General features: G+C 34.3%; 18 protein-coding genes. 4 read left to right on the top strand and 14 right to left on the bottom strand.

The window, feature by feature from the left end:
* Positions 1-155 precede the first annotated feature (155 nt).
* From H4V97_RS09275 to H4V97_RS09260, 4 genes are all read right to left on the bottom strand, one after another.
* A complete protein-coding gene (locus H4V97_RS09275) occupies positions 156-2,465 on the bottom strand; it encodes a penicillin-binding protein 1A (RefSeq protein ID WP_209549548.1) in 2,310 nt (769 codons plus the stop codon).
* A 9-nt stretch (positions 2,466-2,474) separates the two neighbouring features.
* On the bottom strand, positions 2,475-2,954 hold the full coding sequence (locus H4V97_RS09270; protein WP_209549547.1) for a gliding motility lipoprotein GldH: 480 nt from the start codon (positions 2,952-2,954) through the stop codon (positions 2,475-2,477).
* Positions 2,938-4,248: a stage 0 sporulation family protein gene (locus H4V97_RS09265; protein ID WP_209549546.1), complete on the bottom strand. Its 1,311-nt coding sequence runs from the start codon at positions 4,246-4,248 to the stop codon at positions 2,938-2,940. Before H4V97_RS09265 ends, H4V97_RS09270 begins: the two co-directional genes overlap by 17 nt.
* Positions 4,249-4,510: 262 nt before the next feature.
* Complete coding sequence (locus H4V97_RS09260; protein ID WP_209549545.1) at positions 4,511-5,869, bottom strand: rhodanese-related sulfurtransferase; 1,359 nt, start codon at positions 5,867-5,869, stop codon at positions 4,511-4,513.
* A gap of 359 nt (positions 5,870-6,228) precedes the next feature.
* Between H4V97_RS09260 and H4V97_RS09255 the strand changes: the two genes are divergently transcribed.
* Entirely contained in the window at positions 6,229-8,379 is a 2,151-nt protein-coding gene (locus tag H4V97_RS09255; RefSeq protein WP_196848727.1) for a PAS domain S-box protein, read from the top strand.
* A 78-nt stretch (positions 8,380-8,457) separates the two neighbouring features.
* Here H4V97_RS09255 and H4V97_RS09250 read toward each other — a convergent pair whose 3' ends face one another.
* The 3 genes from H4V97_RS09250 to H4V97_RS09240 form a co-directional block, all read right to left on the bottom strand.
* Positions 8,458-8,868 carry a BrxA/BrxB family bacilliredoxin gene (locus H4V97_RS09250; RefSeq protein ID WP_196848728.1) on the bottom strand — a complete coding sequence of 137 codons (411 nt, stop codon included), beginning with the start codon at positions 8,866-8,868 and terminating at the stop codon, positions 8,458-8,460.
* 102 nt (positions 8,869-8,970) lie between these two features.
* Positions 8,971-10,116 carry a lycopene cyclase family protein gene (locus H4V97_RS09245; protein ID WP_196848729.1) on the bottom strand — a complete coding sequence of 382 codons (1,146 nt, stop codon included), beginning with the start codon at positions 10,114-10,116 and terminating at the stop codon, positions 8,971-8,973.
* A gap of 52 nt (positions 10,117-10,168) precedes the next feature.
* Positions 10,169-10,924, bottom strand: coding sequence for a transporter (locus H4V97_RS09240; protein WP_196848730.1), 756 nt, complete (start codon positions 10,922-10,924; stop codon positions 10,169-10,171).
* A gap of 88 nt (positions 10,925-11,012) precedes the next feature.
* Here H4V97_RS09240 and H4V97_RS09235 point away from each other — a divergent pair, with 88 nt between their 5' ends.
* The 3 genes from H4V97_RS09235 (at position 11,013) to H4V97_RS09225 (ending at position 14,118) form a co-directional block, all read left to right on the top strand.
* Positions 11,013-12,884 (top strand): Nramp family divalent metal transporter, encoded by a 1,872-nt coding sequence (locus H4V97_RS09235; RefSeq protein ID WP_196848731.1) that lies wholly within the window; start codon positions 11,013-11,015, stop codon positions 12,882-12,884.
* A gap of 115 nt (positions 12,885-12,999) precedes the next feature.
* Entirely contained in the window at positions 13,000-13,653 is a 654-nt protein-coding gene (locus tag H4V97_RS09230) for a metal-dependent transcriptional regulator (protein ID WP_196848732.1), read from the top strand.
* Between the two features lie 48 nt (positions 13,654-13,701).
* On the top strand, positions 13,702-14,118 hold the full coding sequence (locus tag H4V97_RS09225) for a hypothetical protein (protein ID WP_209549544.1): 417 nt from the start codon (positions 13,702-13,704) through the stop codon (positions 14,116-14,118).
* Positions 14,119-14,141: 23 nt separating this feature from the next.
* Here H4V97_RS09225 and H4V97_RS09220 read toward each other — a convergent pair whose 3' ends face one another.
* From H4V97_RS09220 to H4V97_RS09190, 7 genes are all read right to left on the bottom strand, one after another.
* Positions 14,142-16,553, bottom strand: a complete 2,412-nt coding sequence (locus H4V97_RS09220) for a PAS domain S-box protein (RefSeq protein ID WP_209549543.1) — start codon at positions 16,551-16,553, stop codon at positions 14,142-14,144.
* A 66-nt stretch (positions 16,554-16,619) separates the two neighbouring features.
* Positions 16,620-17,141: a YfiR family protein gene (locus H4V97_RS09215; RefSeq protein WP_196848736.1), complete on the bottom strand. Its 522-nt coding sequence runs from the start codon at positions 17,139-17,141 to the stop codon at positions 16,620-16,622.
* Between the two features lie 451 nt (positions 17,142-17,592).
* Positions 17,593-20,457: a TonB-dependent receptor domain-containing protein gene (locus H4V97_RS09210; RefSeq protein ID WP_209549542.1), complete on the bottom strand. Its 2,865-nt coding sequence runs from the start codon at positions 20,455-20,457 to the stop codon at positions 17,593-17,595.
* 437 nt (positions 20,458-20,894) lie between these two features.
* Complete coding sequence (locus H4V97_RS09205; protein WP_209549541.1) at positions 20,895-21,020, bottom strand: FeoB-associated Cys-rich membrane protein; 126 nt, start codon at positions 21,018-21,020, stop codon at positions 20,895-20,897.
* Positions 21,021-21,026: 6 nt separating this feature from the next.
* The gene (gene feoB / locus H4V97_RS09200) at positions 21,027-23,126 is read right to left on the bottom strand and encodes a ferrous iron transport protein B (RefSeq protein ID WP_209549540.1); all 2,100 of its coding nucleotides are present in this window, start codon (positions 23,124-23,126) and stop codon (positions 21,027-21,029) included.
* A complete protein-coding gene (locus tag H4V97_RS09195; protein WP_196848740.1) occupies positions 23,126-23,365 on the bottom strand; it encodes a ferrous iron transport protein A in 240 nt (79 codons plus the stop codon). Before H4V97_RS09195 ends, feoB begins: the two co-directional genes overlap by 1 nt.
* A gap of 161 nt (positions 23,366-23,526) precedes the next feature.
* Positions 23,527-24,192, bottom strand: coding sequence for an SCO family protein (locus H4V97_RS09190; RefSeq protein WP_209549539.1), 666 nt, complete (start codon positions 24,190-24,192; stop codon positions 23,527-23,529).
* Between the last annotated feature and the right edge of the window lie 133 nt (positions 24,193-24,325).

Genomic DNA, 24,325 nt, shown 5'->3' with positions numbered 1-24,325 from the left:
CTTGAGTCATTAAGATTATTAAAGTCATAATGGTTACCGAAATTTAAGTTTGGAAACGAATAACCTAGCACTGATAGCAGTGAAAATCCTTTTCCTTTTTTATTCAAAAAGGAAAAGATTGAAACGAATAGCAGGATTAGCTCCAAATAAAATTTCTACAATTCGAATTCTCCTGTGTCTTGTTGTATATCAGTAGTGTCTTTTACTTTTGGGGCAGAATAACAATCTACCTTTATGGAAAGATTAGGCGGCCTGTTAAAATTTTCTTTGGAAACCTTAAGACCTGAATCTGCATAACAAAGTTTCATAAAATACGCCCAAACCGGCAATGCGGCAGTTGCTCCTTGTCCATAAGTAATGCTTTTGAAGCGGGCCGAACGATCTTCGCAGCCTACCCAAACACCGGTCACAAGATTAGGAACCATTCCCATAAACCAACCATCGGACTGGTTTTGTGTTGTTCCTGTTTTACCTGCGATTGGATTTCGGAACTGATATGGATAACCAGTCCAGCGATTGTCTCCGTCTCCTCCATAAGTGGTGCGTAAACGGTCACCAGAACCTCCCTCGGTTACACCTTCAAGTAATTTTATTACTGCAAAAGCGATATCTTTATTTAAAACATCATGAGACTCAGGAATAGGTTCGTAGATTATGGTACCACTTTTATCTTCGATGCGGCTTAGAAATTGTGGTTTCGTGTAAACCCCTTGATTAGCGAAAGTACTGTAAGCGGCAACCATATCTTCAACGGTGATTTCAACAGCTCCCAATGCTATGGATGGTTGTAAAGGGATTTCAGATTTCACCCCTAGTTTATGGGTTAATTCTACCACTGCTTCAGGACCTACTTTATCCATTAATTTTGCTGAAATGGTGTTGATAGAATTGGCTAAAGCTCTTTTTAAAGTTACCATTCCCACATATCTGTTATTGGAGTTTTTGGGTGTCCAAGATTCGGTCACGTGATGACGTCCAACAGGAATTGTAAATGGTGAATCTATAATGGAATCACAAGGTGACATATTCAATTGTTCGATGGCTGTAGCATAAACAAATGGTTTGAAAGTTGAACCTACTTGTCTTGCACCTTGCCCTACGTGATCGTACTGAAAATATTTGTAGTTAATTCCCCCAACCCAAGCTTTTATGTTACCCGTTTGTGGTTCCATCGCCATCAATCCAGACTGTAAAAAATGTTTGTAATAACGGATCGAATCCAAAGGAGTCATGATAGTATCTCTTTCTCCTTTCCAAGAAAAGACCGTCATTTTTGTTTTTTCGTTGAACGATTTTACAATTTCATCATCGCTTTTATCTTGTGATTTCATAACTTCCCAACGGTGTGAAGATTTCATCGCCTGATTCAGAATTCGTTCCGTTTCTTTAGTAGAAATATTTACAAAAGGAGCGTTTTTATTTCTTTTTGCTTCAATGAAAAATTGCTGTTGAAGGTTTGCCATGTGTGCCGCAACCGCTTCTTCGGCATGTAATTGCATTCTGGAATCTATGGTAGTGTATATTTTTAATCCGTCTTTATAAATATCATAATCAGAACCATCCGGTTTTTTATTTTCTTCTACCCATTTTTTCATGTAATCGCGCAGGTATTCTCTAAAATAAGTAGCCGTTCCGTCTTTATGGGTTTCTAATTTAAAATGCAAGACGATAGGTAAACTTTGTAATTTTACTTTTTGATCTTCTGTAATGATATTTCCTTTTTCCATTTGCAAAAGCACTACGTTTCTGCGGTTTTTTACCCCTTCTGGATTTCTAACAGGATTGTATAATCCAGAGTTTTTGAACATTCCAACTAATATTGCCGACTCGTCAATGGTTAAATCCTTTGGTTCTTTTGAAAAATAAGTTTTTGCAGCGGAGCTAACCCCTACAGAATTGTTTCCAAAATCATAAACATTGCAGTACATCGCGATTATTTCGTTTTTGGTGTATTGTCTTTCCAGTCTAATGGCAATAATCCATTCTTTTACTTTTTGCACAATTCTAAAAGGTAAAAACTTAGAACCTTCACCGTGAAACAATTGCTTGGCAAGTTGTTGGGTTAATGTACTCGCTCCACCGCTTGTTCCTACACTTGCAATTGCTCTCAAAGTCCCTCTTCCATCTATACCGGAATGCTCATAAAAACGAGCATCTTCTGTTGCTACCAGAGCTTGGACCAAGTTTTTCGGTAAATCAGCATATTTTAATTGAGACCTATTTTTTTCGAAATATTTCCCCAAAACCACTCCATCAGAAGAGATGATTTCTGTAGCTAAATTGGAATCTGGATTCTCTAAATCTTCAAAAGAAGGCATTGAACCCAAAAGTCCCCATGAGGCGAATAAGAAAAATAATGCGATAGAACCTAATGCATAAAAGAAAATTTTCCAAAATTTCTTTTTATAATAGTTTGCATCTCTCTCTATGTTTTTAGCCTGATTGTTGTTTTTCTTGATAGCCATAATAATATTTTAATCTTTTTTTTCTATTCTAAAACCAACTTCTGTAATTCCATCTAAAAGCTTCACGCCGGGAACTTTTCCAGTTTCTCGAACGGCTTGTTTTATATGAACTTTATACTTTCCTTTAAATTGTTCATTTTCCTTGTAAACGAGTTTACTTTCTTTTATGTCCGAAAAACCATCACCTAGCAAAGACCCGTCTGGATTTGCCATTTGGTATTCAAGCGTATCCACTTTTGTAAAACCATTTTGTTTTTCGATGGAAACAATTAAAAACAGATTGTTGTATTTATAACTGTTATTATCTCTCAAATTGACAAACAAATTATATCTTTTTGTTGAATCTAATTCCGGCAGATCGAAAGTAACAATACTGTCTTTATGCCAAGCACTTCCAACAGATTTGTACTCGTCAAAAACTCTTTTTTTGTCGCATGAAGAAGAGAGGATTACAACCAAAAGAAGTAAAGCGCTATTTTTTATCCACATTTTTAGTAATAATTATAGGTTTTCTTGGTTCAACAGGCTTTTTGTCCACAGGATTTTGTCTGTTGTTATTGTTGGGTTTATTATTTGCAGGCTTAATGGTATTGTTATTATTATTCGAAGGATTAATAGTATTGTTATTATTTGCTACAATTATATTTTCCCCACCCGGTTTGCGTTTTTTGTTTTGTTTTTTCTTTGCTTTTGGTTGGTCAAAACGAGTTAAACTCTCTTGCCCCATAGCATTGTTGAAGTTTTTCTCTGGCTCCACAACAATTTCTATAGCAAAATCCTCCAAAGAGGAAACTTTGTTTTTCAACTTGTTTTCAGCAATAATTTCTTTGACTTGTTCGATTTTCAACACATGCCAATTCGCAAAATTGTTAGTATAAGCAAACCACATTAGTCCTTTGAAAATATCTTGTTTTTGGCAAATGGCATCTCCTTTTTCAGTCACCAATTTTGTTTCAAAATCAGGAAAACCTTTCAAAGCATCCATATAAGTATCTAGTTCATAGTTCAAGCAGCATTTTAATTTACCGCATTGTCCAGCTAGTTTTTGTGGATTCAATGACAATTGTTGGTAACGGGCTGCTGAGGTATTTACACTTCTAAAATCCGTTAGCCAAGTAGAACAGCATAATTCTCTTCCGCAAGAACCAATTCCTCCTAAACGTGCTGCTTCCTGACGGAAACCAACTTGTTTCATCTCGATTCTGGTACTGAATTCTTTTGCGAAATCTTTAATTAAAGCACGAAAGTCAATTCGGTCATTTGCCGTATAATAAAAAGTAGCTTTGGAACCATCTCCTTGAAATTCAATGTCAGAAATTTTCATTTCTAGTTTTTGAGCAATCGCTAATTCACGCGCTCTAACTTTCATTGGTTCTTCTTTATCTCGAGCAGTCGACCAGATATCGATATCTTTTTGGGATGCTTTTCTGTAGATTTTTGGAACTTCGTTGCTCGTAGGATTTACTCCTTTTTTCTTCATTTGAATCCGAACCAATTCGCCCGTAAGAGTAACAATTCCTATATCATGTCCAGGAGAAGCAACCGTAGCTACAATGTCTCCCATACTTAAAGTTAACTTTTCCGTATTGCGGTAAAACTCTTTTCTTCCGTTTTTAAAACGTACTTCAACACAGTCGAAAGGCGCTTCACCATTAGGCAAACTCATATTAGAAAGCCAGTCGAAAACCGTTAATTTGTTGCAGCTATCGGTGCCGCAAGTCCCATTATTTTTACAACCCTTAGGTGCACCACCATCAGAAGTTGAACAACTTGTACATGCCATAATTTTATATGTAGTGTTGCGATAATTGCAACTTAAGTTCTTAAAAAGATTAATGTGTAAAGATAGCATTTTTTAGTTTTAAGTTACAATGATTGAAAATGCCAAATAATCATAAATTTTTTATAAAAAAAACCCATTACGATTGAATCCGTAATGGGTTGATTTCTAATTTTTAACTTCAATTTCCTAAGTATTTTAAAAGAATTTTTTCTTACAAATTTTGAAAATTATCATGAATTAAAATTTTGGTAATTGTTTACATTTATGCTTCTAAAATTTTATACAATTTATCAGACAAACGAATTCTAAACGGTAATTTGAAAGTGCAAGTATCTCCTGAAACTGCTTTTTCTGCAGCCACTTCATTAACAAACATAGCATCGATAATCATTTCCTGTTCTCCAGTTGTGGAACCTTTGATTAATATTTTGTCGCCAATTTTGATTTCGTCATCTTCAATAAGGAATTGTCCAATACTTGGTTTTGGAAAAAAATGAGTTCCTTTTCCGATGTACATTTTCTTAACTTTTTGTTCTTTTTTTATGGCTTTTTTCGGTTTCTCTGCAACAAAAATGCCATGAGTTTCTTCATTATTTTTGAAAGTCAGCACATCTGATTTTCCTTTTTTGAAAATCATATTGCCATTTTTAATACCTCTGCGAATGGCTTTTTGTTCGTCTTCCGGAAGATGAATTATACCCACACATTCTTGAGAACAACAGCCTTCCATTGCAGTTTTACATTCCTCGCATTGGATGAAAAGTAAATGACAACCTTCGTTCACACAATTGGTATGCACGTCGCACGGTTTGCCGCATTGGTGGCATTGAGACACAATATCATCTGTAATTCTTTCGCCCAAGCGGTGATCAAAAACAAAGTTTTTACCTATGAATTTACTTTCCAACCGTTCAGCTTTTACTTGTCTCGTGTATTCGATAATTCCGCCTTCTAGTTGGTAAACATTTTCAAAACCTTTGTGTTTGAAATAAGCGCTGGCTTTCTCGCAACGAATTCCTCCGGTGCAATACATCAATAATTTTTTGTCTTGTTTGTGTTCCGAAAGTTGTTCTTCTATGATAGGTAAGCTTTCGCGAAAGGTATCTACATCTGGTTTTATAGCTTTGGTAAAATGTCCAATTTCGCTTTCATAATGATTACGCATATCGACCACAATCGTATTTGGATCTTCCAGTAATTCGTTGAATTCCTTTGCTTTTAAGTGAATTCCAATATTAGTAACATCAAAAGTTTCGTCAACCAAACCATCGGCAACAATTTTATCGCGAACTTTTACAGTAAGTTTTAAGAAAGAATGATCGTCATGCTCCACGGCAATATTCAACCGAATGCCTTTCATGAAATCATAGGCTTCGATGGAATCTTTGAACGCATAGAAATTATCTGCGGGAAGTGATAATTGGGCATTGATTCCCTCACTGGCTACATATATTCGACCTAGAACCTCGAGAGGATTCCACGCCAGAAATAATTCGTTACGAAATTGTGTTGGATTTTGAATTTGCGCATAAGCATAGAAAGACAAAGTTAATCTTTGCTTTCCGGCATCATCGATCATGATGACTCTTTCTTCTGCGCTTAAGGTGTTATACAGTTGCATGCTATAAACAGTTTTAAGTTGAGAAAATTATTTTTGCAAAAGTAGAAAAAAAGTAGCTGAGTTGCAAAGTTGTCGATAGTCTAAATTTTTAGCCCTGATGGGAGGGAAAATCCTATGCTTTTTAGCATAGATTGGAATGACAGCAGGATTAGCTCCAAATAAAAAAAGTAATTATTGGTTGGAAAAAGTCATTTAGAACCCGTGGTGAATTTGAGTAAATCGTTTCTTTTTCTTGTTGATTTTCTCTAAGATAATATCTTACAATTCTATTTGAAAAGTAAATATAATTGATTAACTTTCAAATGTGTAAGTTTATTTTTGCTACCCTTTTCAGATGTTGAATTTAAAAATTTTGAGCTATGAAAATCTCCTTTGAAAAGCGAATATTCCTTGGGTTCGTGATTAACTTACTTGTTGTTTTTGTATCAGGTTGGATTTTTGTTTCACGGCTGAACAACGAAAAAAATAAAGAAATGAATTCCAGATTGGATTGGATTGAACTTTCCTTATTTGTTCTCTCTTTTGTTTTATTAATTATCGTGTATTTTATTATTCGTGCGCAATTGAACGCCAAAAACATATCACAGAATTTACTTCTTGAAAACAAACAGCTTTTGCAGTCCATAATTGACAATACCACTAGTCCTATTTTTATAAAAAAAATAAATGGCGAGTACATATTGATTAATAAACAATTCGAGTCTTTATTTAAGATTTCTAATGAGGAAATAATAGGCAAAACAGATTATGATTTTCTTCCCGCGACTGTAGCTGATGCTTATCGAAATTCCGATTTTGAAGCTGTCAAAGCGCTCAAAGAATTAAAAACAGAGGAGACGATTCAACAGCAAGATGGTTTGCATACTTACATCGCCGTAAAATTCCCTTTGTTCGATTCAAAAGGAAGGGTATATGCTCTTGGAGGAATTTTTACTGATATTTCGGATCGAAAACAATTAGATGAATCATTTAAAGCGGCGGATAAATTCTTCAATATGTCCTTAGACATGATGATTATCGCGTCCAAGGATAAATTTATAAAAATAAACACCGCAGTCAGTAAAATTTTAGGCTATTCGGAAGAAGAATTGTTGAGCCAGCCTTTTCTTGCGTATGTGTATCCTGATGATATTGAATCTACCAAAAATGAGGTGGTTAAACTGCAAGCAGGAGCTCCATCGATAAAATTTGAAAACCGATATATCTGTAAAGATGGATCAATAAAATGGATTTTGTGGTCAGTGTATCCAGATGTTGCAAGTGGGCTTTTATATGCTGTTGCCCGTGACATTACCGCATTAAAAGAAAGTGAAAAATCGTTAATGGAAGCCGAAAATTTTTTTAAGATGTCCTATGAATTGCTTGTTGTTGCCAAGGGTGATTATTTTATAAAAGTAAATCCGGCTTTCACAAGAACTCTTGGCTTTGACCAAAATGACATGAATAAAAAGACGTTTCTGTCTTTTACTCATCCGGATGATTTAAAATCTTCTATTGCGGCAGTCGAAAGATTGAAGAAAGGGGAGCCTATGTTGAATTTTAGAGCTAGGGCAATTTGTAAAGATGGATCTTATAAATGGTTGGAATGGTCCGGTACAATAGATATGCAGACGGGAATAATGTATGCTGTTGCTAGAGATGTAACCGAAAAAATTCAAAATGAAGAAACCTTGAAAATAGCGAATATGTTTTTTAATATGGCATTCGACATTCTTACAGTAGCCAAGGGTGAACATTTTATTAAAATTAATCAAGCTTTCACTAAAACACTCGGGTATAATCAAGAGGATATGGACCGATTGAAATTTATGGATTTAATTCACCCTGATGACAGGAAATATGCTGACGAGGTGTTGACAAAACACCTCACAGGATCACCGGTTGTCAATTTTAGAACTCGATTTATTTGTAAAGACGGATCCTATAAATGGCTGGACTGGAATAGCAATATGGATGTGCAGCAAGGTGTTTTCTATTCTGTGGCGCGGGATGTTACAGAACTAGTTAAATTAGAAGAAGAAGAGAAAACAGCGATAGATGATCTTTATGAAAATGAGGAGAAATTAAGATTAATAGTGGAAAATATTGGAGAAGGTGTTATTGTTGCCAATGCAGATAAAAAAATAGTTTTGGCTAATGATATGGCCAATGAAATTTTTGGAATCGAAGAAGATGAAAAAATATCATCTCATTTGACGGACCATTTCGAATTGTACTTTCCTGATGAAAAAACGATATTTCCTTCTCAAAATTTACCAATGGAGCGTGCGTTGAACGGTGAAATAACAGATGATGTTGAAGTCGTTCTTTGGAATCCGGTTGCGCAGGAAAAAAAACGGGTTCTTATTAGTGGCAGACCCCTAGTTGATCAAAACAATAAAGTAGTTGCGGCAGTTGTGACCATTAAGGACATCAGTAAATACAAACAACTGGAACAAGAATTGAAAGAAACAGAGTTGAAATACCGGCAATTAATCGGTTTTAGAAAAGGGGGCGATACGGCTGTTTGATTTTTATAAAAAATCTTAAAAGCAGATATAAAAAAACCATCAACATAAGCTGATGGTTTTAGTTTGATTTTTACTGGATTAACAGTATTCGTTGAAAGCGTCTTTTAGATTCTCAGCAATCAATTCAGCTGGGCGACCTTCAATGTGATGACGCTCTAACATATGAACTAATTCACCGTCTTTAAACAATGCGATACTTGGAGATGATGGAGGAAAAGGAAACATAAATCCTCTAGCGGCATCTACAGCTTCTTTATCAACACCAGCAAAAACCGTTACCATATGGTCAGGTTTTTTAGCGTTTTCCAAACTCATTTTTGCTCCCGGACGTGCATTCCTTGCCGCACAACCGCAAACCGAATTAACCACTACAAGAGTAGTTCCTTCAGATTTTATTGCGTTTTCAACTGATTCAGCCGTATGTAATTCTTGAAAACCTGCGTCAGATAGTTCAGCACGCATTGGTTTTACCATTTCTTCTGGATACATATTTTTTATTTTAAAATTTATAATCTCAAGTTGCAAAGTTACAAAGTTTAAAACCAACAAATTTATTTGAACTATAAAGTTTTGTTATAGTTGGATTGTTTTTTATTTTTTGAAAACAACATGAAAAATAGCTTTAATAAATAACATTTTAGGGCATTTTAAAATTACTTTAATATCTTCTATAAAAGTGGTTTCCTCGTCTAAGAATTTAAAAATTAAGGTTGGATTCCCTTTTTTGAACATGGAGGAAAAAATAGAAGAGCCCAATTCATTTTTACGATCTAAAATATCTAAAAGTAATAAGTCGTAGAACCAGAATTTGGTTTTTTTATGAAACTTCGTGAAGTCAGTTTCCGTTTGAAGGAATGAAACCAATTCAGTGGATTTTTTATCAGAGTTTTTGAAAGTGTATCCGGTACTCGCTTTAGTCCAACCACCGGAAGTACCAATATTAATGACGTTTTTGGTGTTGAGTTTCCAAAAAGGATAACATGTCATAGGAATACTACCTTGTTCTTTTTCCATGATTTCGTAATTGTTAATCCCTAGTTTTTCAATGTATTTTTTGATTTCGTTTTCGTATTCTGACTTTTCTAAATGCTTGTGCGAAAAGAGCGTGTATTCCAATAAAGCTTCGGTCTTCGACGTTGGCAAAACATACATAAAACGGGTGTTCCCTTTTTGTTCAACCGAAAAATCCATGAATGTCGCTTCTTCAGGATTAAAAACAGCTTGTTCACTTTTTATAAACCAACCAATAAAATGCTGTTGCAAAACAGGATATTTGGACTGATTTTCAACTTTTTGTTTGTTGTAAATACTGTTAAATAATTTGGAACAGGAAAAACTTTCAGAATCAGTTTCTATCAGAATTAAATTGTCGGATTCTTCAATTTCGGTTACTTTTTGGTGGATGAAAGTGATGTTTCCTTGTTTCGAAATCAAATCAAATACTTGTGTGTAAAAATCCAAGCCCTTCACCATGTTGTATTTATACGGTTTTAAATCCAAATCACGCTTGAAATTTTCATTGGCAAACAAAGCCACATCCCATTTTTTGGATATAGATTTCTCCCAAATCACTTCTTCTTTTGTCCAAAAACACCAAGTTCTGTCGTTGGCTTTTTTAGTGTTTTCATCCAATAACAAAATACTTTTATCATAAAATTTACCGGATTGCACCATTTTATATACAGTCATCAAAGCAGATAAACCGGTTCCCGTGAAAATAAAATCGAAGTGTTTCATTTAGATTGATTGCAATTTTCATCAAAAATAGTCAATTTATAAAGAATTAAAATCAGATTTTGAATCGAAGAGAATAACCTAAAGCAAAATAATATTTTGGCGATGTTTTAGAAAAACCAATGCCACCGGAAATATCCAATTGATGGTTTGGGTTAAATAGATAAGTTAATCCAGCGTCGCATCGATGGTCTGGTTTTTCAATTTGCGGAACAAAACCGTATAACTCAAAATAGCCTCCTATTTTTTCCGTGAACGAATAACCGCTTGTCAGGGTGTAAATAAAGGTTGGTTCTGCTGTTTCGCCATTCCATTCAGCACCTATATTGTAACTTAATGATTGTTTGTCGGACAGGGTGTGTTGCATGGTGAATCGAAATTCAGGAGCATAAAAAGGGGTTTTAAAACTTTTTGAAGCAAACTTTGGGATTGAAATATGCGCGATAAAAGATGTCGTTGGAATAATTCCTTTTTCTTCGAAAAGTCGAGTTTTGAAACCTATGAAAACGGGAGTTAAACCAGAAGTCTTTTCGGAATTGACTTTGTCAATGACATATTCAGTGATTAATCGCAACTCAAAGTGATCATTTATTCCAAAACGAGTCAAGATTGTTGGCGCGACAATCTCATTAGAATTAGCATTAGTTTTTTCGTAAGAAAAGCCATTTTCCATTTGGAAATAATTCTTTGGAACTATAAAGGGACACTCGGTTTGATCAGGTCTATCCGTTTGAATGGAAGGCAAATCTTGCGAAAATGCAATGTTGAAAAAAAGCAACATTTTGATTAATAGTAGTTTATGAATTTTCATTATGTATAAATAAATATTTAGACAAAACTAAAAAATATATTTTGCATATAAAAATTTATTATTATATTTGTTTCGAAAAATATACATCATGGGAAAATCGTTGGAAGAAGTTCACGGATCAGTAACCACACTAAACAAGAAATCGGTATTCCGAAAAATCCTTGCTTTTTTTGGGCCGGCCTATTTAATTAGTGTTGGTTATATGGATCCTGGAAACTGGGCAACAGATATTGCGGGCGGAAGCCAGTTTGGGTATGCCTTGCTTTGGGTATTATTGATGAGCAATATTATGGCTTTGTTGCTGCAAAGCTTGAGTGCCCGTTTGGGGATTGTTACGCAACGTGATTTGGCGCAAGCCTCACGGGAAACCTATTCGCCATTTATCAATTATATATTGTATTTCCTTGCGGAAATTGCTATCGCGGCCTGTGATCTTGCCGAGGTTTTAGGAATGGCAATTGGGATCAATTTACTGTTTGATATTCCGTTGATTGAAGGCGTGTTAATTACCGTTTTAGATACTTTCTTGTTGCTGTTTTTGATTAACAAAGGCATCCGAAAAATGGAAGCTTTTATCATTGTATTGGTTGCTATCATTGGATTTTCTTTTATTTTTGAAATGATTTTTGCGCAGCCGGAACTGGATAAAGTGTTGTTTGGATTAATTCCTTCTATGCCTAATGAAACGGCTTTGTATATCGCTATAGGAATTATTGGAGCTACAGTTATGCCGCACAATTTATACTTGCATTCTTCTTTGGTGCAAACCAGAAAATTCGAGAGAACTACCGCTGGGATTAAACAAGCTTTGAAATATAACTTCATCGATTCTACCATTGCTTTAAACTTAGCTTTTTTGGTAAATGCAGCTATTTTGATCTTGGCTGCAGCCACATTTTATAAAAATGGCATGTTTGAAGTGGCCGAAATTCAAGATGCCCACCGCTTTCTGGAGCCGCTTTTAGGAAGCAAATTTGCACCTATATTATTTGCAGTCGCCTTGATTGCTGCCGGACAAAGTTCTACTATTACGGGGACGCTTGCCGGTCAAATTGTAATGGAGGGGTATCTTAATTTACGTATTCAGCCGTGGGTTCGAAGAATCATAACCCGGTTAATTGCCATTATTCCTGCCGTTATTGTAATTACTATCTATGGAGAAAGTGTCACAGGAAAACTATTGATTTTGAGTCAGGTTATCTTGAGTTTACAATTGGGTTTTGCCATTATTCCGTTGATTCATTTTGTAAGTGATAAATCAAAAATGAAAGGATTTCATATCGGGAGAATTACCCAAATCGCTTCCTGGATTATAGCAACAATTATTGTTTCACTAAATGCCAAACTAGTTTTTGATGAAATAACTGGTTGGCTTGAAACTTCCGAAAATCCGCTATTGCTGTGGCTAACGGTGGTTCCCTTAGCCATAAGTTTCTTGATTTTGTTGCTTTATATTGTGTTCAAGCCTTTTATTTCCAAAGCAAAAATTGATATTCAAAATCATTCACCACATAGTTTAAAACTGCAATTTTCTAAAACGGGAAGTTATACTAAAAAGAATATTGCGGTCTCCGTAGATTTCTCCAGTGCAGATGAGGTGGCGTTAAATAACGCTTTTGAGTTAGGCGGAATAGAAGCAAAATACACCTTAATTCATGTGGTAGAAACGGTAGGAGCGATGGTTTATGGCGAAAATATTGATGATCATGAAACTTTGATAGACGAGAAATTACTGAATGAATACAGAGAAATGCTTTCGGAAAAAGGATTTAAAGTGGAAATAAAATTGGGATTTGGTAAACCAAATAAAGTGATTTCCAACATTATCAATGAAGGGAATTTCGACGTTTTGGTCATGGGAACGCACGGCCACACTGGATTCAAAGATTTGATTTTTGGAACTACTGTCGATAAATTGCGTCATAAAATTTCCATTCCGTTACTTATTGTGAAAAATTAAATTTCCTTATCCCAACCCTCTCCCAAGGCGAGGGAGTCGAGAATTGGATTATTTCTAACCAGCAATATTTTCCGTTTTCTCAATACTTAATTCAAAATACTTAATACTCTTCCCTATGACCTTTTCAGAAGAAAATTATCTTAAAACCATATATCATCTAACGATTATTTCAGATTCAGAAATAAGCACCAATGCCATTGCCGAAAAAATGGAAACCAAAGCTTCGTCAGTGACTGACATGCTTAAGAAACTTGCCGAGAAAGATTTGGTTCATTATAAAAAATATCAAGGTGTATCCCTAACCGAAAAAGGGAAACTATCTGCAAAAATGATTGTCAGAAAACACCGTCTCTGGGAGGTTTTTCTAGTTGAAAAGTTAGATTTTTCTTGGGATGAGGTTCATGATATCGCAGAACAATTAGAACACATAAAATCTGAAAAACTCATCAACAAACTGGATGATTTTCTGGGGAATCCAACCGAAGATCCGCACGGAGACCCCATTCCGGATGTTAACGGGCGAATTATTAAAATAGAAAAACAGCTGCTTTCGGAATTAGCGGAGAACCAATGCGGAATATGTGTTGGCGTAAAAGACACTTCGTCAGAATTTCTTAAATATTTAGACAAACAGGAAATTTCTTTGGGCTCTAAAATTGAAATTATTGGGAAAGAAAGTTTTGACTTGTCATTGAAGATAAAAGTGGACCATAAAGATTTGACAATATCCCACAAAATTGCAAGCAATCTTTTTGTGAAGTTAAATTAATAAATTTGGTCCTATCTTTGAAAGAACTATTATAAAAAATTATTAAATATGAAAAAGTCGTTTCTGTTATTTCTACTCGTTTTCAGTACTCTGACATTTGCACAAAGTCCAGTAAAGGAAAATATCAAATACCTAAAAATCATTCAGAAAAAGTGTGCAAATAAGAAAGGATACCAACTAGTTTTAAAGCAAGTGGTGAGTGATTCCCGCTGTCCCGAAGGACTAAATTGTATCTGGGCGGGTGAAGCTTCTGCGATTATATCGGTATATAAAGATTCAAAGTTAGTTGAGGATAATACGATGGTTTTTTCGATGAAAAATGAACAAGAAAATTTAAAATGGTTGGCCAATTATTTGCCAGAAAAACAAAAAAACTTAAAAAGCGTTAGTGTTTTTCCTTATCCAAAAAAAGGAGTTAAGATTAATGCAAAGGAGCCGTACCTAAAAATTGGGTTTGTCAAATAAGGAATGACTTAGAAATTATTGCGCTATTTTTTATCGCTTTTAAAGCCAATTAATTTTCGGTATTTCTGTTCACTTTCCTCTAATGCAACTTCCAGTTCTTTGTAATAAGTAATGTCTTTTATATTTGCCACTGCGGCGATAACATAGTTATTTTCATCTACTATTGGTCTACCACTAATTATGACCCTTTTTTTAGTTTTAGACTCAAAATCGGCTATTATAATTTCAACATCATCAGTTGATTCGCCTTTTAATGCTTTTTCCAGCGGGAGGTTTTGAGCTGGGAAAACGGTTTTTTCGTCGGGGTAATATAATTCGTATTTAGCGGACCAATCAAGGGTAGTGGGGTTTGCTGAATCTTGCTTTATTCCTATTATTTCTTCGGCCATGTGATTGGATAAAACAATTCTTTTTTGGTTATCAGTAACAATAATTCCTTCTCCAATATTTTCCAGAATTAATTTCAGTTTTAGTTCATTAAGGCGCACTACTTTTTCGGCTTCTATTTTTTCATTTTCCATTTTTTTTCTTAATGAAATGTCTTTGATAAAAGCAATGAAGATATACTTACCTAAAATAGTAGCTGGAGACACTGTTAACTCAATCTCGAACTCAACATTTTTTTTGTTAAGGGCTGTGATTTCTATTGTATTAAAAACCGATCTCTCGCCTGATACAAGGAAATTTTCTAGACCTTTTTTAAGATTTTCTCTAAACTGTTCAGAAATAATTAAAGTTTGCATAGGTTTTCCTGCAACCTCAGCGAATGTCCATCCAAATATTTTTTCGGCCTGAGGATTCCATCTCATGATGTTACCCTCCGTATTTATTACAATTAACGCATCTGGTGCTTCATTAAAAATGGTTTGCAATTGTTCCTCACTTTCTTTTAATTTCTGTTCGGCGGCTTTCCTCTCGGTAATATCTCTTATAATTGATTTATGTCCGGTTATTTTATTTCCTTCTCGTAATTGCATTACGGTTTGTTCTACCCATTTTTGTTCTCCTAATTTGGTAATAATAGGAAATGAAAAAAGTGTTTCATCTATTTTGTTTTTAAATTGATTTAAATAGAATTCAGCGACCCGGTCTTTCCACTCCGGAGCAACTAGCATTGAAAAATGTTTCCCCAATAACTCATCTTGGGTGTAACCGGTCAGTTTTTTGCAAGCAGGATTGATGTACGTAAAATAACCTTGAAAATCAGAAGTGTGGACTACATCACCAACATTTTCCACTATTTCGCGATATTTTTCTTCGCTTTTGCGAAGGGTTTCAATGGCTTCTGCTAATTGTGCTGTACGTTCTATTACTTTTTGTTCCAGTTCTTCATTTAGTTTTTGAATCACGTTTTCGGAATTTTTTCGTTCAGTAATATCATGAATAACAAGAACCCCACCGGCTATTCCTCCCGATGAATTTTTTAGTGGTCGTGCAGTTGCATTCACAAAAAGACCGTCGGGTTTTTTATAATTTCGAATAAACATTTCCAGATTATCTACGTCTTCACCGTTTAATGCTTTTACTAAAGGCAGCTCATTGGTATTAAAAATTGTTTTGGTATCAGGTAAAAAGAAGCCGTAGATTTCAGCCCATTTTTCATAAGGAATATCCATGGCACCGATTCCCATTATTTTTTCACCAGCTGCGTTCCAAAGAATGAATTTTTTGTTTTCATCAACAACAATTAATCCATCGCCCATATTTTGTATAACAGATTGCAAAAGGATGTTTTGTTTATTTAATTGTTCTTTGGATTGTGCGACTTCATTGTCTCTTTTTTCAATATTTTCCAACATATTATTCAGTCCCAATGAAAGTGTGCTGATTTCATCTTTACCTTCAACCGCGATACGGATTTTATAATCACCGCTATCCTTCACATTTTGCATCACCGATACCAAGTCCATCAACGGTTTTGAGATATATTTTTTAATCATTATGGCAATTAAAAACGCAAGTCCGGTTCCAACTAATAATAACACTATACCTAGACGTAAAACATCCATTTTAATTTTATTCAATTCCGATAGCTCGAAGCGGATACCAACGTATCCTATCGTTTCTTTATTCTTTTTAATTTTATTGTACACAAAAAGATTTTGATTAGTAAACAAGAAATTTTTTTGATCCATTGTTGGAATGCTAAACTGGAAATTTGAATCGGATCCTCGTCTTGCATAGGATGCAAAAACTTTTCCTTTGTTATCGAGTATGCTAGCATTTAGAATATCAGTTTGTACTGCTAATTCAGACAGAATTTTTTTTGCGGCATTATTATCCAAAAACTCAAGTGCAGAAACACTATTGAAACCCACTACTTGCGCAATTCCATTAGAACTCATCACTTTCCGGTCTTTGAATCCTTTAATATCGATTAACACAAAAGCGGTAATACAAAGTCCTAACACTAACGCAGAGGTAAAAACTTGCATTAGCACGAGTTTGTTTTTTATGGAGATGTTGCGGGGATTAATCATTTTGTTTATAATTAGATACTATTATTGGACAATAATTGCGTGTTGCAGTAAGAACGAGCTAACACCAATTCCAGCTTTATTTATTGCTTTTAGATTTACTTCGAATTTTAATTTGGTGTCGAGCATAACAAAATTCATATGTGCTCCTTTTTTCCCGTAGCCATTATGTTCCGTTACAATTAATATTGGCTTACCTGAAAATGTCGAAAGAATCGTTTCAATAGGAATACTACAGTTGTACGGAACAAATAGAATATTACAAAAACCTACTTCATTCAGGCTTTTATACTCCTTTACTTCAACCTTTTTGCTTTTAGCAATATCAAGCAATGAAGCAGTGATTGGACTCCCTTCCAGAATTGCAATCTTAAATATTTGGTTCTTAGTGCTGTTTTTCCAATATACATAATCTCTAAAACGATAAAGAAAATCAGCTTTCAGCGCATAATCTTTAGGGCCATCATTCTCTTGGGCTAATATTGGATTTGCCCCCGTAAGAATAATGATTACTGCCAAAAATAATATGATGTTTTTAATTGCCATTTATCTTATTTTTAAACAATGCTTTTGCTGTCTGGATTTTTGAATAACTTAAAAAAATAACGTGGTATTTGCCAAATAATCAATTCTTGGTATCCTAAAAAAATTATAGCGTTTGTACAATTTTACACCAGTCGACGGAAAGGTTTTAAGATGAAAAATCTGAAATTATTTTCAAAACACATCTTACATTAATGTCCAAATCCGAAGTTTTATTTTGAAAAAATTAAATTATAAATAATTGATTTTAAGTAAACTAACATTTTATTTGTTATGTAAATTTAGTTAATAAAAATTAATTTGTTCTCTGCAAAGGGAGCTATATTTTATTTTAAGAAAAGTTTAGTCTTATTCAATTTTTTTCAAAACCTTCTAATTTTTTATTTTAATACCTTCTAATTTTTGAATGCTTTAAAAAGAAAGAAGAATTTATTTTCTTTGACTATGAATCAAGTCAAAATTTATAGTTTAAAGATAAATTAAACATAGTTCCTAATTGACTGAAGTGAAATCCTGCATAGGTCATTTGCGAATAGCGACCATTGAATGTAACCAAGTTAAATTGTGATTTTACCTGCGTTGGATCATTCAAAATTGCAGTTCCGGCTGCGTTCTCTGCCTTGAATTTCCATTCTGGCAATACATTTAATAAATTGTTGATGTAAAGAGCTAGCGTTAATTTGTTTGTCGCGAGATAATTAATTCCTAAATCAGTAACTATTTTTGGGGTAAACTCAGTTCTTAAATTAGAATCTAAACCGCTTTGTTTGAATGTCGTTTTTCCAAAAAAAGTATTATTAAGGGATAAATCAAATTTTTTAATTTTGTAGTTTGTGCCCAAAATCCATTTTGTTTTAGGTCTTGATGTAAACATTAAAGCGTCAAATGTTGCTCCAAAATTGTCTCTTGCCACTGGTGAAATTCGCTTGTTTTCGAAAGTCACGTTTCCTGATAAATTGAATCCTAATTCCCCATTTCCTAATTTTATAATACCATAATTCATTACTAAATCTAAACCGGAAGTTCTTGAATCGAATGAGTTTTCAAACCAGGCAACGCTACCAAACTGTGTCTCGACCTTATCCCCCAAAATGATTCGATCCTTTACCTTAATGTTGTAATAATCTACAGTGAAATTAAATTTTTTTAAAGGTCTGGCTCCTATTCCTACAGTTATGTTAAGTGATTTTTCTGGGTCTAATTTGGGGACGCCTAAAATACGTGCCTGTGACGAAATATTATTAATTAACCCATCAACTTGAATTCCTTGGCCTGCCACGAAGGAATATTGTGATTTTTGAGTATAAATTTGGCGTAATGTTGGTGCTCTGAATCCTGTAGAAAGGGAACCTCTCAGAGTAATTTTGTCATTGTAAAATTTATATCTGGAACTTAATTTCCAAACCGTTGCTGGGCCAAAATCGCTGTAATATTCATAGCGAACCGTGCCATTTACTAAGAAATCTTTGTTGAAATCATAAGCTAAGTCGAAGTATCCGCCTAAATTATAACGATTCCATTGGCCTGAGTTTTCTGGTCTGTTGCCTGAAAATGAATCTGCACCTTCTCCGTCCCATGATGCTTTATCTCCTTCAATAATTTCAAATGTTTCTGTTCTCACCTCAGAACCAAAACCAACGCTTATTTTATCTGATAATACCTTAGAAATATCTAAGTTACCCACAATGTGGTTGAACGAAACTCCTCCAGGTTTGAAAAATAGCGGACTATTTTCTTGGTAAAGATTAACTCCATTAGAATCTTTAATGGCAGATCGATTTTGAGAGTTTTCTACCGTGTAGGTTTGTGAATTCCCCCCAACGGTTATACTTGCGTCGGTATTCCATCCATTTTTTATAAATTTAAAACCCCAGGTGGCATTATAATCGTTTAAATCGCCATTAAATGTTGGAAGATAACCTTTATAAGAAGCTGCTGTTCCGTCACCAAAGAAATCCTTTAAATACATAGGATAAACTGATGAGACGCTCCAATTTGGGATAGTGCTATTTTCAAAAGGGTTTTTTATTGACCTCCAATAAGGAGTTCTGTAATTTGCAAAAGAGTTCACTTTTTTGTACACATACATAGCATTGTAATACATTTGAGTTTCATCAGATAATATAAATCCTCCATTCACTAAGAATTTAGCAGCTACTGTTTCAGGAGAACCGTTGATGTTTCCTCCATCTGGTTTTTCCTTTAAAAATGCATCTACGGCTTGTCTTCCCAATATATTTCCTTGATTGATGGTAGCTAATTTTGCATTATAATCTGCGGAACCTTTGTATCCTTCAAAAACAGTATTAAGTTGAGTCTCATTCATTCCTGTTACACTAGTACCGCCAAGCGTATTGTCATTGTTCACGTAGCTTGATGGTTTAGTAGGGGATATGGAAACAAAATCATTGAAATCTCCTTCTGCATCTATTTTTCCAGGTCTGCTTGCCAAGTTTACTTTTGAGAAATCTAAAGTATAATTTACAAAGCCTTTGGTACCGACGGTAGATCCATTGTTCAAACTCAAGCTTAGCATTTCACCATCGCCTTTAGCCGTGATACCCGTCCTTAGAGTTGCTGCGCCATCGTCAGTGTTCGTTTTTAAAATAATATTCATTACACCTGCAATCGCATCCGAACCATATTGAGCCGATGCACCATCACGAAGTATTTCTACTCTTTCGATAGCATCAATTGGTATTGCAGAAATATCAACACCGGTTTCCCCGCGCCCCGGAGAAGTTTGAACATAAAGGAGGGCACTTAAGTTTTTCCGTTTTCCGTTAATAAGGATTAAAGTTCTACTGGGACCCATATTTCTAAATTCGTATGGGTCAAGTAATGAGGTAGCGTCACTTACTGGTGTTTGAACGGTGTTAAAAGAGGGGATTTTGTATTGTAATGCTTTATCAATAGTAGCTTGTCCAGTTGAAGTTAATTCTTTAGATGATAATATGTCAATAGGGAGTGTTGTTGTTGTGTTACTTCTGGGTGCAGCTCTTGTTCCTGTAACAATAAATTCATCATGGTTTTGTCCACTGCCTTCTTCAGATAAAAAAACATTTAGAATGGGATCAGTAGTAGTGTGTTCTTGTTTAGAAAGCCCTGAATAACTAAAGACTAAAATTGCCCCTTCTTTAATATTGATTATGTAAGCTCCATTGATATCAGTTGAAACACTGTTGGTTGTTCCTTTCTCAGTGATGTTGACCCCTGACAAAGGAGTGCCAGCATTATCAAATACAAAACCAGAGATTTCTTTTTGAGCAAAAAGAAGCGTGACGTTTAGCAGAAATAATATTAAGGTAAACTTTTTCATAATTAGTTGATATTGGTTCTTGATTGGTATAAAATCAATTGCAACATTATAATTGTATGAAGTTTCTATCTGATTACTTAGTACATGCTGTTCGTGAAAAAGTAGTCAATGAAATAAATAATTAAGTAGTCATAAGGGTAGTTGTCTTATTTTGCATTAAAAATTACGACGATTGTCCAATCTTATACCGATTACCAATACATAAAAGTCGCGTAATTTCAATTGTTTGCAAAGTAGTAAACGTGAAATTACTTTAAAAAGCCCTTAGATTGAAGTACAAATCGGAAGCCATTCTTTTGATATTTAAAAAAGTGCAAACGACTGATTGTAAGCCGAAAAAGCAATTTTTTTACTATGTAAATTTAGTTAATAAAAAGTAATTAACTTAAATTTAGGAATGATTTTTTTATTAGAAGAAAAATTTAGTCCGATTTTATTTAATGACAACCACAATCATCCTCTCCGCAGTTTTTATCAGATTTTTTCTTTTTGAAAAAGAATTTTCTAAGTAAAAAAGCAAGCGCAATTGCTAGTAAAACGAAGGCTATGATTTCTTGATACATAAACTGTTATTTTAGAATTTGGTACGCAATCAAAGCAACAACATAGGCGAAGCCGCTCATGAAAATTAATTGTCCTACAGGCCACTTCCAAGTATTAGTTTCTTTTTTGGTGATGGCAAGTGTACTGGCGCATTGCATAGCGAAAGCATAGAATAACAACAATGATATTCCAGAAGCAAAATTGAAGATTTTATTCCCTGTTTCGGGATTAATTTCGGCAGCCATTTTGTTTTTTATGGTGACTTCACTATCGCTTCCACCCACACTGTAAATCGTGGCTAATGTACCCACAAATACCTCTCTGGCGGCAAACGAACTGATAATGGCAATTCCTATTTTCCAGTCGTAACCCAATGGAGAAATAGCAGGTTCAATGGTTTTTCCCATTAAACCAATATAAGAGTTTTCCAGTTTTTGGGAAGCCACTGCATTTTGAAAATCAGTTTTAGATAATGGCTTTTCTTTTGTTTTTTCTACAACAATGGTTTCTGCCTTATTGAAGTTTTCGCCGGGACCGTAGGAGGCTAAAAACCACAAAACAATTGAAATAGCTAAAATGATCTTACCAGCTCCAAAAACAAATGCTTTGGTTTTTTCAATAACATTAATTCCTACGTTTTTGAAAAGCGGTAATTTGTAGTTGGGCATTTCAACAACGAAGTAGGTTTTTCCTTTTATTTTCAAGATTTTATTTAAAATATAAGCCGAAAATATTGCCATTCCAAAACCCAAAAGATACAAAAACATCAAGGTCATTCCTTGCATATTTATAATCCCCAAAAAACGTTCGTCAGGAATTACCAATCCAATAATAATTGCATAAACCGGTAACCTAGCAGAACAGGTTGTGAATGGGGTTACAAGAATGGTGATGAGCCTTTCTTTCCAGTTTTCTATATTTCTAGTTGCCATAATCGCAGGAATTGCGCAGGCTGTTCCCGAGATAAGGGGCACCACACTTTTACCGGATAAACCAAATTTTCGCATGATTTTGTCCATCAGGAAAACCACTCTACTCATATAACCGCTCTCTTCAAGAATGGAAATAAACATAAACAGAAAAGCAATTTGCGGAATAAAGATTAAAATTCCTCCAATACCTGGAATAATTCCCTGCGAGATTAAATTAGTTAATACTCCAGATGGTAATTTTTCGGCAGCTAAGGAACTTAATGAAGCGAACGTAGTGTCAATAAAATCCATTGGAATTTTTGACCATTCAAAAATAGATTGGAAAATGACAAATAAAATCAAAAAGAAAATTACATATCCCCAAACTTTGTGCGTCAGAACGCGGTCTAGTTTAGAACGAAAATCTTTGGCCACTGTACTGTCAATTTTCAAGCCTTCTTTGAGTACATCATTAATAAACTGATAGCGTTTTATGGTTTCTTTTTGTTGCAAACGCTTTAAGTCTGAATGGGATTTAGTAAATGAACTTCGAATTTCATTTCTATCTAAATTTAAGAAATTCACATCCTGAGTAATTACTAACCACAATTTATATAGCAATTGATTGGGAAATGTTTTGCGAAGTGTATTAAAATATTCAAAATCAATGCTTGATGCATTTAAACAAGGTTCCGTGGAAATTGTTTTATAGCTAACAATCAATTTTTTTAAGGCGTCGATTCCAAAACCTTTTCTGGAACTAATCAATGCGATTTTCGTTTTTAGATGTTCCTCCAGATAATGAATGTCTAATGTAATCCCTTTATAGGTCATTCTATCTGCCATATTGATAACTAATATGGTAGGAATTTCTAAATCTTTTATTTGGGTAAAAAGCAATAAGTTACGTTTCAAATTTTCTACATCGGTAACTACAAGAGCTACATCAGGATATAATTTGTCGTTTTTATTTAGTAAAAGTTCAATTACCACATTTTCGTCAATTGAACTGGCGTTGAGACTATAGGTACCTGGTAAATCTAAAATATTTGCTTTTACGTTATTTGGCAATTTGCAAAATCCAATCTTTTTTTCGACTGTAATTCCAGGGTAATTCCCCACTTGTTGATTTAGACCGGTCAACTGATTAAAAACGGAAGTTTTCCCAACATTAGGGTTTCCTATTAAAGCCACATTGATATTTTGATTCGTCATTATAAGCTATTTCTAATTATTTCAACTTCAATTTCACATGCTGTTTCGATACGTATAGCGACATGGGAACCATTGATGTCTAAATATAAGGGATCTCCAAAAGGAGCAATCTGAAGTAATTCCACCATATTTCCAGGCAAACAACCCATTTCCAAAAGTTTCAATGGGACGGCATCAATATCAAAATCCTTGATAATGGCTTTTTCACCTTTTTTGAGAGAATGTATCGTAGTGCGCAAATCTTATTTAGATTGAATTAAGATTGCAAAAGTACATATTTTAATACCATTACAAATGATAATTATCATTTTTGTAATTTTTTTATGTAAATTTTGAAATCGTTAATTAGTTTAGTTTGATGCTTTTCAACTGCAATTTCAGTTGGGTTTGCGCTGATTATTTATTCAGTACACAAAAAATTAATGTCTTCAATTAAGCGTTTCATGTCTTCTTTTTTAGTTCCGTCATAAAAACCACGAACCCGCCTTTTAGTATCAACCAAAACAAAATTCTCCGTGTGCACCATGTCATACAATTCTTCTGGTTTTCCTAATTTGACAGCCAGATACGATTTCCTTGCCATCGTGTAAATTTCTTTTTTATCTCCGGTAACCAAGTTCCATTTACTGTCTATCACTCCGTTTTTTATCGCATAGGCTTTCAAAACGGGAATACTATCAGTTTCAGGAAAAACGGTGTGTGACAACAACATTACTTTTGGATTGTTTACGATTGCTTTTTGAACCTCGGCTAAATTAGTGGTCATCTTAGGACATATGGAACCGCAAGTGGTGAAGAAAAAATCAGCTACATATACTTTTCCTTCATAATCTTTTTGGGTAATGGTTTTTCCGTTTTGGTTTACAAAAGAAAAATCAGCAATGGTGTGGTACTTGCTTATATATTGCACTGTGCTGTCCACCAACTCAGGATTTACATCAGAAGGATTGAAAATGGGTAGGGATTTACTAGGTTTCAATGCTACATAAAACAAGTAAATGGTTATGATTGAGAATACTAATAAAACACCAAAAAATTTTTGGTACTTAATGAAAATGCTTTTCATAAAAATGATTTGGTGCAAAAATACAAAAAGGAGGGCTTTTTTTTATTTATTTAACAAAATCACAATAGGACAAAAAATTAACTATAATTTAATTTATTATTAATTAAGTTTGTTATTCTATTATTAACAAATA

The sequence above is a fragment of the Flavobacterium sp. CG_23.5 genome (assembly GCF_017875765.1).
In the GTDB taxonomy this organism is placed as follows: domain Bacteria; phylum Bacteroidota; class Bacteroidia; order Flavobacteriales; family Flavobacteriaceae; genus Flavobacterium.
The sequence above is the reverse complement of the archived record's forward strand: the minus strand, read 5'-3'. Positions and strand labels throughout refer to the sequence as shown.

Excerpts from the sequence above, each read along its gene's own strand:
- H4V97_RS09275 (WP_209549548.1), bottom strand. The coding sequence starts at position 2,465 with ATGGCTATCAAGAAAAACAACAATCAGGCTAAAAACATAGAGAGAGAT.
- H4V97_RS09270 (WP_209549547.1), bottom strand. The coding sequence starts at position 2,954 with ATGTGGATAAAAAATAGCGCTTTACTTCTTTTGGTTGTAATCCTCTCT.
- H4V97_RS09265 (WP_209549546.1), bottom strand. The coding sequence starts at position 4,248 with ATGGCATGTACAAGTTGTTCAACTTCTGATGGTGGTGCACCTAAGGGT.
- H4V97_RS09260 (WP_209549545.1), bottom strand. The coding sequence starts at position 5,869 with ATGCAACTGTATAACACCTTAAGCGCAGAAGAAAGAGTCATCATGATC.
- H4V97_RS09255 (WP_196848727.1), top strand. The coding sequence starts at position 6,229 with ATGAAAATCTCCTTTGAAAAGCGAATATTCCTTGGGTTCGTGATTAAC.
- H4V97_RS09250 (WP_196848728.1), bottom strand. The coding sequence starts at position 8,868 with ATGTATCCAGAAGAAATGGTAAAACCAATGCGTGCTGAACTATCTGAC.
- H4V97_RS09245 (WP_196848729.1), bottom strand. The coding sequence starts at position 10,116 with ATGAAACACTTCGATTTTATTTTCACGGGAACCGGTTTATCTGCTTTG.
- H4V97_RS09240 (WP_196848730.1), bottom strand. The coding sequence starts at position 10,924 with ATGAAAATTCATAAACTACTATTAATCAAAATGTTGCTTTTTTTCAAC.
- H4V97_RS09235 (WP_196848731.1), top strand. The coding sequence starts at position 11,013 with ATGGGAAAATCGTTGGAAGAAGTTCACGGATCAGTAACCACACTAAAC.
- H4V97_RS09230 (WP_196848732.1), top strand. The coding sequence starts at position 13,000 with ATGACCTTTTCAGAAGAAAATTATCTTAAAACCATATATCATCTAACG.
- H4V97_RS09225 (WP_209549544.1), top strand. The coding sequence starts at position 13,702 with ATGAAAAAGTCGTTTCTGTTATTTCTACTCGTTTTCAGTACTCTGACA.
- H4V97_RS09220 (WP_209549543.1), bottom strand. The coding sequence starts at position 16,553 with ATGCAAGTTTTTACCTCTGCGTTAGTGTTAGGACTTTGTATTACCGCT.
- H4V97_RS09215 (WP_196848736.1), bottom strand. The coding sequence starts at position 17,141 with ATGGCAATTAAAAACATCATATTATTTTTGGCAGTAATCATTATTCTT.
- H4V97_RS09210 (WP_209549542.1), bottom strand. The coding sequence starts at position 20,457 with ATGAAAAAGTTTACCTTAATATTATTTCTGCTAAACGTCACGCTTCTT.
- H4V97_RS09205 (WP_209549541.1), bottom strand. The coding sequence starts at position 21,020 with ATGTATCAAGAAATCATAGCCTTCGTTTTACTAGCAATTGCGCTTGCT.
- feoB (WP_209549540.1), bottom strand. The coding sequence starts at position 23,126 with ATGACGAATCAAAATATCAATGTGGCTTTAATAGGAAACCCTAATGTT.
- H4V97_RS09190 (WP_209549539.1), bottom strand. The coding sequence starts at position 24,192 with ATGAAAAGCATTTTCATTAAGTACCAAAAATTTTTTGGTGTTTTATTA.